The following is a 13,298-nucleotide window of genomic DNA, read 5'->3' as shown; positions in this document are numbered from 1 at the left end:
GATAACGGCTTTCCATCGGGCTCGGCCGTTCGGCCTAGTCGGCTACGCTGTACGGCTGCGGGTTAGTTGCCGTAGGGCAAAGATGATTGACGAGTCGATGATTTCGGTTTCAACTTGTTTAAATCCTGCCTTGGGGCTGTTGTGCGTAGTCTGTTCGGCGGAATGTGAAACTGCCTCAGCTTCGGTTGGCCGGCTTCTTCGTTCGTCCTTGCCAGAGCCTGCGGCGGTGCTAGCATGCTGCGGGTGCTGGTTGTGGGGTCAGGGGCCTGGCGGCGAGGGTGTAGCGTTTGTGCGCGCGCCTTTTCGCCGGTTTCGGGCACCGAATTCCACCGTCCGCGCCTTGGATCGCCGTCTTTTATCGGACCTGTTCGAATGCGCTTGCGAGGCGCCTTTCAGGCTCGCGCAACCGGTCGTTCGGGGGTTTGTGCATGCAGTTGAGAATCCTGGGCGCGGTGGAATTGCTGGCCGGGCGATTACCTGTCAAGGTGGGCGGTCCCAGGGAGCACATCGTGCTGGCCGCGCTCGCCCTCAACGTCAACCGCGTGACGTCGATCGAGCACCTCATAGACGCCGTTTGGGACGACCAACCGCCGTCGACCGCACGCGGTCAGATCCAGGGCTGCGTCTCCGCGCTCCGCAAGTTGTTCAGCGAGAGCGATCAGCCCGACGCCATCAGCACCCGGTCGGCGGGTTACGTCCTCAACCTCGGCCCCGAGGATCTGGACAGCGAGCACTTCGGCCAGCTCGTGGCCCAGGCCCGGGTGGAAGCCGACGCCGAGCGCAGCGAAGAGGCGGCCGACACCCTGCGCACCGCGCTCGACCTGTGGCGCGGGCCCGCGCTGGACGGCGTCCGCAGCGAGCTGGTGCGCCGCGGCGCGGCCAAGCTGGAGGACGCCCGGCTGTCGGCCATCGACGAGCGGGTCCGGCTCGACCTCGAGCTCGGCCGCCACCGGGAGATCATCGGCGAGCTGCGCGCGTTGTCGGCCGAGTACCCCTTGCGGGAACAAATCTATTGCTTTCTCGCGCTCGCGTTGTACCGTTCCGGAATGCCGGCCGAGGCACTGGAAACCTGTCGGCGGGCCAGGAAGACGCTCATCAACGAGATGGGCATCGAGCCCGGCCAGGAATTGCGTGAGCTCGCCCAGGCCCTGCTCAACCGGTCGCCCTCCCTCGACGTGCCGGCCGGCAACAACCGGACAAACCAGAAAGACCAGCACGCCAGCCCCCGGCAGTTGCCCAGCAGCATTGCCGACTTCATCGGGCGTGAACACCAGGTCGTCGAGATAACGAAGTTCCTCGCCAACCCGGAGAGCACCCATTCGGCGCGGTTCGCGGTGCCGGTCGCGGTCATTTCCGGCCGGGGCGGGATCGGGAAGTCGACGCTGGCCCTGCGGGTGGCCCACGAGCTGAGCGACGCCTACCCGGACGGCCACATCTACGTCGACCTGCACGGTCCCGGTGGATCGGCCACGGTTCCCGCCTTGCTGGCCCGGTTCCTGCGGGCCCTCGGCGTGAGCGGCTCGGGCATCCCCACCGACACCGAGGAACGCGCCGAGCTCTACCGCAGCAAGCTCGCCGGCAAGCGGCTGCTGCTCGTGCTCGACGACGTCACCTGTGAGAGCCAGGTGCGGGCCCTGCTGCCCGGCAGCCCCTCCTGCGCGGTCATCGTGACCAGCAGGCGACGGCTGTGCGGCCTCGCCGGTGCGCACCCCGTCGAGCTCGACGCCTTCGACGAGCTCGCGTCGATGGAGCTGCTGGCCCGGATCGTCGGCGACGCAAGGCTGCAGGCCGAGCCGGAAGCGGCGCGCGAGCTGGTCAAGTACTGCGGTGGGCTGCCGGTCGCGCTGCGGATCGCCGGTGCCCGGCTGGCGTCGCGGCCGCACTGGCGCATCGCCCAGCTCGCCCGCCGGCTCAAGGACGAGGTGCACCGACTGGACGAGTTCAGCCACCAGGGCCTCGAGCTGCGCTCCAGCATCGGGTTGAGCTACCGCAGCCTCACCGAGCCCGCGCAGCGGCTGTTCCGGCTGATGTCGCTGATCCAGGCGCCGGACTTCCCGGCGTGGGCGGCCGCCGCGTTGCTCGACATGGACCTGACCGACGCCGAGGACCTGCTGGAAAGCCTGGTCGACGCGCAGATGCTCGACACCGTCCAGGGGCCCACCGACCGCACCAGGTACCGGTTCCACGACCTGATCCGGGTGTTCGCCAAGGAGCAGGCGCTGGCGGTGGAGTCGCCGCAGGAGCGGTGCGCCGCGGTGGTCCGGGTGCTCGGGGGCTGGCTGGACCTCGCCGAACAGGCGCACCGCAGCGAGTACGGCGGCGACTTCACGATCCTGCACGGCAGCGCGCCGCGCTGGCACGTCGCCGACGCGGGCGAGCCGACGCCCACGGACAACCCGCTGGAATACCTCGAAGGCGAGCGAGCGGGCCTGATCGCCGCCGTGCGCCAGGCCGCGACCGAGGACCTGGCCGAGATGTGCTGGGACCTCGCGCTCAGCGCGGTGAGCGTGTTCGAGGTCAAGGGCTACTTCGACGACTGGCGCGAGACCTCGCAGCTGGCACTGGATACCGCCCGGCGCGCGGGCAACCGCACCGGCGAGGCCGCGATGCGCTACTCGCTCGGGACGCTGAGCATGGTCCGCAAGCAGTTCACCGCGGCCAGCAGGCACTTCGACGCCGCGATGGAACTCTTCGAGGCCGACGGCAACGTGCACGGTCAGGCGCTGGTGCTGCGCAACGCGGCGGTGGTGGACCGGTTCCGGGGCGACCTGGAGGCGATGAACGCGAAGTACGAGCGTGCCCTCGCCAGCATCCGCACCGTCGGCGACCTGGTCGGTGAGGCCAACGTGCTGCGCAGGATGGCGAAGTTCCGCATCGACGAGGGCCAGACGACGGCGGCGAGCGATCTGCTGGACCAGGCGCTCACGCTGTGCCGCCGGGCGGACTACCGCAGGGGACAGGCGCAGGTGCTGTCCACGTCGGCGGACCTGTACTTGTCCACCGGCGAGCTCCAGCGGGCGCGCGGTGCGCTCACGGATGTGTTGTGCACGGTGCGCGAGATAGGTGACCGCACCGGCGAGGCCCACGCGCTCTACGGGCTCGGTGTGGTGCGGCGGCGCGAAGGTCGGCTGGGGAGTGCGGAGACGACGCTGGCCCAGGCGGTGGCCGTGGCCGAGGAGGTCGGCGACCGGATGATCGAGGCCCAGGCCCGCTACCTGCTCGGTGATCTCGCGATCGCTCGCGGTGAGGCCGGCAGCGCGGCGAGCCACCTGGAACGCGCGAGCGCGACGTTCGCCGATCTGGGGGCCGCGTTGTGGCACGCCCGGACGCTGCTGTTGTTGTCCGAAGTGGACCAGTGTGCCGGTGACGTCGGCAAGGCGGGCAGCAGCCTGGACGCGGCGGCCGAACTGCTGACGGGGATCGAGTCCAACGAAGCGCTGCGACTGCTCGAGCAGCTGCAGATCGCCAGGTCCGCTTTGGCCGGTGCAACCGTCGGAACCGGCCGGTCGGACCAACCGTGACGCGCTGACCGGGCCAGCGCGTCCGTGCGTTGACGCGTCGGCGCGTTACGGCGTCGGCGAGCCGGAGCCCTTGCCGTTGTGGCAGTCCCACGTCGAGTCGGCCACCGTGACCGAGCTCGGCGTGGCCAGCGCCGTCAGGCACAAACAGGCCACGATGCCGGCGATGATCGAACCGATCTTCTTCTTCATGCCTGCGTCCCCTCATGCGGGTCTCGATGCCGGCCGCCTGTGGTCGGCCGATGATCAGAGTTCACACGACCCCGCTTCTGATTGGTTACCCATTCGCTTCTGATGGACGGGAAGGACGGAAGAGGCGATCGGAAGCGGTTGGGAAGCGGGCCGTCCGACGATCGGCGCCGGAAAAGGTGTCGGACGCGGAGGCGGGATGCGCATGTCGGGATCGGTGCACCGGCTCAGCGATCGCGACGTCTGCCGCGCGCTCGAGTCGCTCGATGCGGTGGAGCTGGTGGCCCGTGAGCTGATCGGGGCTGACCTCGGCACGGGAGTCGGCACGGGCGCAGGCGGGCTGCGCCGCACGAAGAACGTCGATGGCGACACGATCTTGCACGAGGCCGGGACCGACGCGCTGTGCGTACTGCCGACGGAGTCGGTGCGGCGGGTCCGGACCGCGGCGGTGACCGCGCTCGCCGTGCGCGCGCTGCAGGCTCCCGGCGTGCTGACCGCGGCGCTGATCGGCTCCGCCGCGGCGGTGCGGATGCAGCTGGCCGTGATCGGGCGGCGGGTGCGCGACATCGGGCACGTCGCGGTGTGCGTGCCGCGGGCCGACCAGGCGTCCCTGGTCGAGCCGAGCATGCGCGCGGCGTTGGAGCGCAGCGGCACGGTGCTCACCGAGACGACAGATCCGCGCCGGGCCGCCTCCGGCGCCAACGTCCTCGTCGTGGCCGGCGTCGCCGCCGACCGGTTCGAGCTCGGCCGCCCGCGCCAAGGTCAGCTGGTGGTGCACGCCACCGACGGCGAGCTGCCCGACGCCGTGCTCGACGCGGTCGACCAGGTGTACGTCGACGACCTCGCGCTGCTGGCGGGCAACCGCGACCGCAAGGTCGTGCGCGCCCACCTCGACGACGCGCCGGTGCGGTCGGCGTCCTACGAGGGCTGGCACCGCCACGACCACCGGTGGCGGACCCAGCGGCGGATCGAGGCGGGCCTGCGCCAGGTGCTGACGGCGCAACACCCAGGGCGCACGCACGGCGACGACATCCTGCTGGTCGAGCTGCTCGGCGCCGCAGCGGCGAACCGCAAGAGCGGCAGTGGGATCGGCACTGGGATCAGCAGTGGGATCAGCACCGGGCTGGCCGCCGGCCTGCGGCAGGCGGCGATCGAGCAGGGCCTCGGCACCCAGCAGACGAGCAAGTCCAGACCGAAGTTCGAACAGTAGGGAGACATCCCATGCAACCGGTGACGGTATTACGCCCCCAGGTTCCGATGCTCGACGAGGACCGGATCGCCCAGGTCTACCGCTACGTGGTGGGCCACGAGGGCCGGATCGACTCGGCCGAGCGGATGGCCGAGGAACTGCGCATGTCCCGGCACGAGGTGCACGCGGCCATCGAGGACCTCGTCGAGAGCCGGTTGCTGCGCAGCCGCGTCGTCGGCAGCGGCTTCGAGCTGGTCGACCCGGAGGTCGCCGCCGCCGCGCTGATCTCCCCGATGGAGCGGGAGATCCACCAGCGGCGCGAGCGCATCGCGCAGATCCGCCAGCGCATCGACAACTTCCGCCGCGACTACGTCGACTCGGCGCGCTCGACGTCGGGCTCGCAGGTGGACCAGGTGGTCGGCGCCACGGAGGTGCGCGGCCTGGTCAAGCTGGCCGCCGACACGTGCCGGCAGGAGGCGCTGGTGCTGCAGCCGTGCAAGTTCGACGACGAGGGCCTCGACGACCTCTTCGGCGTCTGCCAGGGATTGCTCGAACGTGGGGTGACCGTCCGGATCGCGTGCCTGCACCGCGGCCGCGCCGTGCTGACCTCGCGGATGCGGCTGAAGAGCCTGATCGAGGCGGGCGCGGTGGTGCGCACGGTCAGCCAGCTGCCGCGCGCCGCCGTCGTGTTCGACCGTTCCCTCGCGGTGCTGTTCGGCTGCTCGGACGAGCCCGCGGTGGCCTCGCGGCTGCAGGACCCCGAGGTGGTGCGGTTCCTGCTGGCCATGTTCGACCACGTGTGGGACGGCGCCATCGCGCTGGACGGGTTCGAGTCCGGCTACGCCGACGTGGCGGACGACCTGATCCAGACCATCGCCGGGCTGATGGCGCAGGGCCACACCGACGAGGCGATCGCCCGCAAGCTCGACATGTCGGTGCGGACAACGCGGCGCCACATCGCCACCCTGATGCGCGACGTGGACGCGGTGAGCCGGTTCCAGGCCGGGGTCCAGGCGGCCCGCCGCAACCTGGTGCACACCAGCTAGTTCTTTGCCCCGCAACGGGTTCGAGTGAAGAAGAGGCGTGATGATGGCCGGTGGGACGGTTTTGGTCGAATGGTTTCTCCGCGGCTTGCGCCGCAATGGTGACGGCAGCGCGCTGCGGCTCGGTACCCGCAGCTCCAGCTACCGCCAGTTGCACGAGCACGCGTCGGCGCTCGCCGGTGACGTCGTCGGCGCCTGCGGCGGTTCGCCGCGCCGGGTGGGCCTGCTGGCCACCGGCAGCGAGCGCGCGTACGCCGGGGTGATCGCGTCCGGGTACGCCGGCGCCGCGGTCGTGCCGCTCAGCCCCGGGTTCCCGGCCGAGCGGACCCGGCAGATGATCGAGGCGGCGGAGCTCGACGCGGTGATCGTCGACGACGCGGGCCAGGCGGTCGTGGCCGAGCTCGGCGACGCGTTGCGCGACATCCCGGTGATCGGCGATCCGGTCGGCAAGCCGCTGGCCGAGCCGTTGCTGGCCGAGTCGGAGGACATCGCCTACATCCTGTTCACCTCGGGATCGACCGGGCGGCCCAAGGGCGTTCCGGTGTCGCACGGCAACATCGGCGCCTACCTGGACTTCGTGCACGACCGCTACGAGTTCGGCCCGGCCGACGTCTTCTCCCACACGTTCGACCTGACCTTCGACCCGGCCATGTGCGACCTGTTCGCGTCGTGGGGCAGCGGCGGGGTCGCGGTCTCGGTGCCCCAGCACGCCTACGCCTCGCTCGCCCGGTTCGTCGCCAAGCACGAGATCAGCGTGTGGCACTCGGGGCCGACGGTGATCTCCCTTGTCCGCCGGGTCGGCGGGCTGTCGGCCGGCTGCTTCCCGTCGCTTCGGCTGAGCCTGTTCTGCTCGGAACCCCTGCTGGCCGCCGACGCCCTCGACTGGTCGGCCGCGGCCTGCAACGCCATCCTCGACAACACCTACGGCCCGACCGAGACGACCATCACCTGCACCGTGCACCGGTTCGACCCGCGGACCTCACCGGGGCGCAGCGTCAACGGCGTCGTGCCGATCGGCGCGATCTACCCGGGCAACGAGTGCCTGGTCCACGACGCGGACACCGGGACCGCGGCGGCCGAGGGGGAGTTGTGCGTCGCGGGGAGCCAGGTGTTCCCCGGCTACCTCGACCCCGCCGACGACGAGGGCCGGTTCCTGACCTTCGAGGGCCGTCGCTGGTACCGGACCGGCGACCTGGTGCGGTGCCTGGACGGCGGCGAGTACGCCTGGCTCGGTCGCACCGACCACCAGGTGAAGATCCGCGGGGTGCGCATCGAGCTGCCCGAGGTGGAGCACGCGGTGCGCCGGCTCGCCGGGGTGCGCCAGGCGATCGCGGTCGCGTCGCAGGGCAACCTCCTGGTGTTCTGCGTCGGCGACGAGCGCCCGACGAGCGTGCTGGCCGCCGAGTTGCGTGAGTTCCTGCCGCAGGCGCTGGTGCCGCACCGGTTCGTGTTCGTCGACGAGCTCCCGCTCAGCACCAATCGCAAGATCGACCGCAAGGCGCTGGCCGTGCGCGCGGACGAGCTGGTCGCGGCCGGGACGCCCGGATGAGCGCGCGCGCCGTTCGCGAGGCCGACCTGTGCTGGGGGCAGCGGTACCACTGGCTGCGTTACCTCGACGTGCCGGAGCACGCGCGCCACGACGTGCACATCGTGGTGCGTGGCCCGTTGCCTGAAGGCGTGACGACCGCCGCCTTGCGCACCGCATTGACGATGCTGGTGCGCAGGCACGAGGCGCTGCGCACGGTGTACGACGCGCAGGCGCACCCGTGGCCGCGCCAGCGCGTGCTGGCGCCGGCGCCGGTGCCGCTGCACGAGGCGACCACCGACGACGACGGCACACCCGGCCCCGCCGCCGTGGTGCGCGAGCTGACCGTCCGGAACTTCGACCTGGCCGAAGAACTGCCGGCCCGCGCTTGCGTGGTGACCACCGGGGGCGTGCCGCGCCAGCTGGTGCTGGTGCTCAACCACATCGCGTTCGACGACTGGAGCATCGACGCGTTCCGCAAGGAGCTGACCGCGGTGCTCACGGCCATGGCCGAGCGCAGGCCCGCGGCGCTCGCGCCGGTCACGCACCAGCCGGTCGACCTGGCCGCGCACGACGCCGCCCGGCCGCGCGCGAGCGTGGCCGCGGCGCTCGAGCACTGGCGGGCCGAGCTCGCCGCGCTGCCCGCGGACGTGTTCGCGACCCGGCGCCGGAACCTGGAAGCCGGTGACACCACGGCCTACAGCGCGGCCCTGACGTCGCCCGGTTTGCTGCCGATCGTGCGGGACATTGCCGGGCGGCACAACACGTGGACCTCCGCGGTGCACCTGGCCGCGTACGTGGCCGTGTTCGCGGCCTACACCGGGGCGGCGGTCATCGCGCCGCAGTGGCTGACCAGCCACCGCGAGGCCGGCCCGCACATGTCGGTGCTGACGTGCATGTTCTCCCCGGCGCTGGTGCCGGTCGCGGTCGACGACGACCCGTCGTTCTCGGTGGTGCTCGCCCGGGTGATCGCGGCCACCGAGGCGGCGAAGGCGAACGCGAACGTGCCCTACGACGAGATCATCGAGCTGACCGCGGCCGAGAGCTTCCGCCGTGGCCAGCTCGTGCGTACCGCGTCGGAACTGAACTTCCTCAACTACGCGCCCCGCTCGTGCGGCGTGCGGCGCGACCGGTTCGCCTGGAACGCGCACCCGGCCGAGTGGGCCGAAGCGGGTACCGACACCTACACGAGGGTCTGGGAGTGGCAGGACGGGGTCACCCTCGGGCTGACCGCGATGGCCACGGTCATGGACGCGAACGCGGTGGAGCAGTTCCTGCGCGGGTACGTCGAACTGCTTGCGCTGCACGAGGATCCGGCGGTGGACCTGACGGTCGGCGAGCTCGCCGCGAAGATCGGGTTCGCGCCCGCCGGCGGCACTTCCGGGCGCACGGCGCTGGTCGGTGGCGACCTGGTGGACCTCACGGTCGTCGAGCAGGCGTTGTGCGCGCATCCGTCGGTTCGCGCGGCCGTCGTGGCGCTGGAAGAGGCCGGGCTGGTCGCACGGATCGCCGCGGCGGCCCCGGTCACGCCGGTGGAGCTGCGTGGTCTGCTGCTCGACGCCATGCACGACCGGCCCGGCGTGCGCTGCCCGGACCTGTTCGTGGTCGACGGGGCGGACCCGGTGTCCGGCAACGGTTTCCCGGCCGAGCCGCGGCCCGCCGCCACGGATGCCGAGCACGCGCTGGCCAAGGCGGTGGCCGAGGTGAACGAGCTCGACGTGGTCGACACGGCCGTCGGTTACCTGGCCGCGGGCGGGCGTTTGCTGCGCCTGCCCCGCGTGCTGTCGGCGTTGCGGACCGACGGCTGGGGCGGGATCACCGTGCGGGACCTGTCCGGTCTGCGTCCGCTGACCGCGGTGGCCGATCGGCTCAGCCGGGACCACTGACCGAACGCCTTCAGCCACAAAGGAAAAGCCGTAGGACCCGGACCGGGCCTACGGCTTTTCCATTGTGGGGTGGCGGTTGTCAGGTGTCGCGGGCGGGGAACCACTCCCAATCGGCGCCGGACTCCGGGACCGTCGAGCTGGCGACGGCCGCGGGGACCGGCGTCGTCGGCGGCTCGAACCAGGCGGTGGGCTCGCTGTGCTCGCGCCGCTCAGCAGGATCGTCTTCCTCGCCGTCGTCCTCGTGCAGACCGAACCGGGAGTACAGGACGCGCACGAACTTCGGCGCCCACCAGTTGTGCTTGCCCAGCAGCCGCATGGTCGCCGGCACGAGCAGCAGCCGGACCAGCACGGCGTCCAGGGCCAGCGCGACGAGCATGCCGACACCGACCATCTTGATGAAGGTGATGCCGGACATGGCGAACGCGCCGACCACGACGCACAGCAGCAGCGCGGCCGAGGTGATGATCCGGCCGGTGCGCTGCACGCCGACCGCCACGGCGGCGGTGTTGTCGCCGAGCCGGTCCCACTGCTCGCGCACCCGGGAGAGCAGGAACACCTCGTAGTCCATGGACAGTCCGAAGAGGATCGCCATCATCAGGATGGGCTGGCTCGCATCGAGGTAGCCGGTCGCGGTGAAGTCGAGCGGACCGGCCAGCTTGCCGTCCTGGAAGGTCCAGACCACCACGCCGAACGCGGCGCTGATGGAGATCACGTTCATCAGGATCGCCTTGAGCGCCACCACGACCGAGCCGAACGCCAGCGTCAACAGCACCAGCGTGACGCCGGCGACGAACAACGCCATCCAGCCGATCCGGTCGCTGATCTCGGCCAGTTGGTCGACGAGCACGGCGGTGGACCCGCCCACCATGACCTCGGCGCCGGGCGGGCGGGGCAGCCCGCGAATCCCGTCGACGACCTGCCGTGCCTGCGTGGAGTTGCGGTCGCCCGCGTAGTCGACGTTGAGCACGGTCGAGCTGCCGCGATGCGCGGACACGGTGGCCCCGTGGACGTCGGGCAGCGCCTCGATGCGGTCGGCGAAGGCGGTGACCTGCGGGCCGGCCGCCCCGCTGACCAGGACGACGATGGGATCCTGGTTGCCGCCGGGGAACTCGGTGCGGACGCGCTCGGAAACCACCCGGCTCTCGGTGTCGGCGGGCAGCACGCGTTCGTCGATGCCGCCGAACTGGACCTTGGTGATCGGGACGGCGAGCAGGAGCAGCACCGCGGCAACGCCGATCGTGTACATCGCGGGACGGCGCATGACGCTGTGCGCGATCCGCCCGAACACCCCGCCGCTTCCGTCGTCAGTCTTCTTGCCGCCCGAGGCATTCGCCACCGTGCCGGTCAGCGAGGGAACCCGGCGGCGGGCCCACGGCAGCCGCAGCGCGTCGATCCGCTTGCCGAGCACCGCGAGCATGGCTGGAAGGACGGTGAGGCTGGTCAGCATCGCGACCAGCACCGCGGCGGCGGCGCCGAGGCCCATCGAGCGCAACAGGATCTGCGGGAAGATCAGCAGCCCGCTGAGCGCGAGCGTGACCACCGCCCCGGAGATGGCGACCGTGCGCCCCGCGGTGGCCAGCGTGCGGGACACCGCCTGCTCGACCGGGTGACCGCGGTCGAGTTCCTCGCGGAACCGGCTGACGATGAACAGCCCGTAGTCGACGGCGAGACCGAGGCCGAGGATCGTGATGATGTTGATGGCGAACGTGGAGACGTCGGTGAACAGCGTGATCATCCGGACCGCGGTGAACGCGCCGATGATCGCGATGCCGCCGACCAGCAACGGCATCGCGGCCGCGACCAGGCTGCCGAAGATGAGCACCAGCAACACGAGCAGCACCGGCATGGCGATCATCTCGGCGTGCCCGACGTCGTCGCCGACCTGGCTGTCGATGCTCATGTTGATCGCGACCGAGCCGCCGACCTGCGTTCTCAGCCCGGTCGCGGGCAACAGGTCGGCCACTCGCCGCACGCCGGCGGCATCGGTGCCCTCGACCATCCGGATCGGCAGGTAGGTCGCGTGGTGGTCGGTCGAGAGCAGGGGCGGGGCCTGCGTCTCGTAGTACGTCGAGACGGCCTCGACGCTCGGGTCGGCGCGCAGCCGGGCCACCACGTCGGTCACCGCCTTGCGGAACCCCGGGTCCGTGGCCGCCATCGTGTCGCTGGAGTACAGCGCGACCAGGTGCGTGGCCTGCGAGCCGACCTCGTCGGTGATTCTGGTGACGATCCGCTGCGACTCGCTGTCCGGGTCGCTCAGGCTGGCGTCGCTGGTCATCGCCCCGAACACGCCCGTGCCCCACACACCGCCGAACACGAGGAATCCGGCGGCGGCGACCAGGACGAGCCAGCGCAGCCGGCTGACCACCGTTCCCCACCAGGCAAACATCGGCATCCTCTCCGTCATTCGATCTCGGTCACGCCGCCAGCAGCGGCGGCGCGGGCACGTCGTGCGGGAACAAGGTGTCCGGCAGGTCGTCGTGCGGCAGGGCGGGCAGGGCGCCGAGCGTGACGTCCTTGTTCGCCGAGGTGAGGACCATGCCGTGCACGACCGTGCGCAGGACGTCGATCAGCGCCTCGGCGTCGAGGACCCGGGGATCCGCGCGCAGCTGCAGCTGTGTCTGTCGGTTGTGGACGGTGATCCGGGTGTCGAAGGGCTGGCCGTACTGGCGGGCGCGCGGCGCCCACTGCAGCGAAGCGGGCCCCGGCTCGGCGTCCGCCGCGTCGCCGCCGAGGTCGAGGTAGTTGAACCAGCACGGGTACAGGTGGTTGAACCAGCAGTCGTGGCTCGCGGCGGCGGCGCTGTCACCGAGCCGCTCGGCCGCCATACCGGTGACCTTGTCGGTGTCGTAGCTCGCGTACCGGTAGGCCTTGACTGCCGCCCAGTGCGCGGCCCGGACGTGGTCGGCGAGCGTGGTCCGCGGGTCGGTGTCGAGCAGCACCGGCACGAGCTGGTTGAGCGTGCCGACCGTCTGCCGCAGCTCCGGGGCGAACCGGTTGGAGGCCATCAGGTTCAGCACGACGCGCTCGGTGCGCAGGTGCCGGGCGAGCCCGGCGGCGATCAGCGACAGCAGCACGGCGGGGGCGGTGACGCCCTGCGCCGCGGCGGCCTTGTCGGCCAGGTCGGTGAGCTCACGGGAGTGCAGGGTCACCTGGACCCGCTCGGCGGTGCCGCCCGAGGGCAGCGTGGGCAGCGCGGTCGGCAGCTCGGTGCCGACGAACTTGCCCCAATGGCGCTCCGCCGGCCGGTCGCGGCCGGCCCACGCCGCCTCGACCTGCCCGCACATCAGCTCCCGCGGCGAGACCGTCGGCGGCAGCTCCGCCGCGGGGTCCGCGGCCAGCGCGAAGAACTGGCGTTCCAGCTCCAATGTGGACCAGATGTCCAGGATCAGGTGGGAGAAGGCCAGCGACAGGAACATCGGCTCGCCGTACATGGTCACCAGCTCGCCGCGCCAGCACAGGCCGCCGGTCATCGGGATCGGTGTCGCGGCGAGCTCGCCGGTCATCCGTTCCGGTTCCTGGTAGTCGGTGATGACCTTCTCGGTGCGGGTGATCGGCAGGTCGATCCGCTCGTGCCTGCGCTGCGCCGGGACGCCGTCGTGCACGTGGTAGCTGGTGCGCAGCGGCTCGTGCCGTTCGACCAGCAGCCGCAGCGCCTGCTCGACCCGTTCGACGGGGATGCCGCGCAGGTCCCACGTCGCGGGGATGTTCGCTTCCTGGCGCCACGCGGCGGGGTAGGTCTCGATCTCGCGCCAGCTGTACAACTGCCCGTAGCTCAAGGGGACGTCATCGGTCACTGTTCTCTCCCTGTGCGATTGCCGAGTCGCCGGAAGAGGCAAAACCGCTATTGCCAGAAATTGGGCGACCTCTATATCCCTGCACGCTAGGTCGCGGCCGTCGCGGCGGCAACGCCGGGTCGTTGGCAGCTTGTTGCGGTCGTTAGTTGCCACT

8 protein-coding genes are annotated in these 13,298 nt (G+C 71.1%); 5 read left to right on the top strand and 3 right to left on the bottom strand.

Annotated features, from left to right (window positions below):
* Positions 1-428: 428 nt before the first annotated feature.
* Positions 429-3,521, top strand: a complete 3,093-nt coding sequence (locus EV186_RS11245) for an AfsR/SARP family transcriptional regulator (protein ID WP_133849182.1) — start codon at positions 429-431, stop codon at positions 3,519-3,521.
* 45 nt (positions 3,522-3,566) lie between these two features.
* Here the strand turns inward: EV186_RS11245 and EV186_RS38840 are convergent, their stop codons facing one another.
* Entirely contained in the window at positions 3,567-3,710 is a 144-nt protein-coding gene (locus tag EV186_RS38840; protein ID WP_166659119.1) for a hypothetical protein, read from the bottom strand.
* A gap of 196 nt (positions 3,711-3,906) precedes the next feature.
* Between EV186_RS38840 and EV186_RS11240 the strand changes: the two genes are divergently transcribed.
* From EV186_RS11240 to EV186_RS11225, 4 genes are all read left to right on the top strand, one after another.
* Positions 3,907-4,917, top strand: coding sequence for a hypothetical protein (locus EV186_RS11240; RefSeq protein WP_133849181.1), 1,011 nt, complete (start codon positions 3,907-3,909; stop codon positions 4,915-4,917).
* 20 nt (positions 4,918-4,937) lie between these two features.
* Positions 4,938-5,942: a helix-turn-helix transcriptional regulator gene (locus EV186_RS11235; protein WP_133849180.1), complete on the top strand. Its 1,005-nt coding sequence runs from the start codon at positions 4,938-4,940 to the stop codon at positions 5,940-5,942.
* An 85-nt stretch (positions 5,943-6,027) separates the two neighbouring features.
* A complete protein-coding gene (locus EV186_RS11230) occupies positions 6,028-7,488 on the top strand; it encodes an AMP-binding protein (RefSeq protein ID WP_243753971.1) in 1,461 nt (486 codons plus the stop codon).
* On the top strand, positions 7,485-9,350 hold the full coding sequence (locus tag EV186_RS11225; RefSeq protein WP_133849178.1) for a condensation domain-containing protein: 1,866 nt from the start codon (positions 7,485-7,487) through the stop codon (positions 9,348-9,350). Before EV186_RS11230 ends, EV186_RS11225 begins: the two co-directional genes overlap by 4 nt.
* A gap of 79 nt (positions 9,351-9,429) precedes the next feature.
* Here EV186_RS11225 and EV186_RS11220 read toward each other — a convergent pair whose 3' ends face one another.
* Both EV186_RS11220 and EV186_RS11215 read right to left on the bottom strand, forming a co-directional pair.
* Entirely contained in the window at positions 9,430-11,742 is a 2,313-nt protein-coding gene (locus tag EV186_RS11220) for an MMPL family transporter (protein ID WP_208115558.1), read from the bottom strand.
* Positions 11,743-11,764: 22 nt separating this feature from the next.
* Positions 11,765-13,144, bottom strand: coding sequence for a condensation domain-containing protein (locus EV186_RS11215; protein WP_166659118.1), 1,380 nt, complete (start codon positions 13,142-13,144; stop codon positions 11,765-11,767).
* Between the last annotated feature and the right edge of the window lie 154 nt (positions 13,145-13,298).

It is taken from the genome of Labedaea rhizosphaerae, assembly GCF_004362825.1.
GTDB lineage: Bacteria > Actinomycetota > Actinomycetes > Mycobacteriales > Pseudonocardiaceae > Labedaea > Labedaea rhizosphaerae.
This window is presented reverse-complemented; position numbering and strand designations above follow the sequence as displayed.

Coding starts and splice junctions, on each gene's coding strand:
- EV186_RS11245 (WP_133849182.1), top strand. CDS start 429: ATGCAGTTGAGAATCCTGGGCGCGGTGGAATTGCTGGCCGGGCGATTA.
- EV186_RS11220 (WP_208115558.1), bottom strand. CDS start 11,742: ATGCCGATGTTTGCCTGGTGGGGAACGGTGGTCAGCCGGCTGCGCTGG.
- EV186_RS11225 (WP_133849178.1), top strand. CDS start 7,485: ATGAGCGCGCGCGCCGTTCGCGAGGCCGACCTGTGCTGGGGGCAGCGG.
- EV186_RS11240 (WP_133849181.1), top strand. CDS start 3,907: ATGCGCATGTCGGGATCGGTGCACCGGCTCAGCGATCGCGACGTCTGC.
- EV186_RS38840 (WP_166659119.1), bottom strand. CDS start 3,710: ATGAAGAAGAAGATCGGTTCGATCATCGCCGGCATCGTGGCCTGTTTG.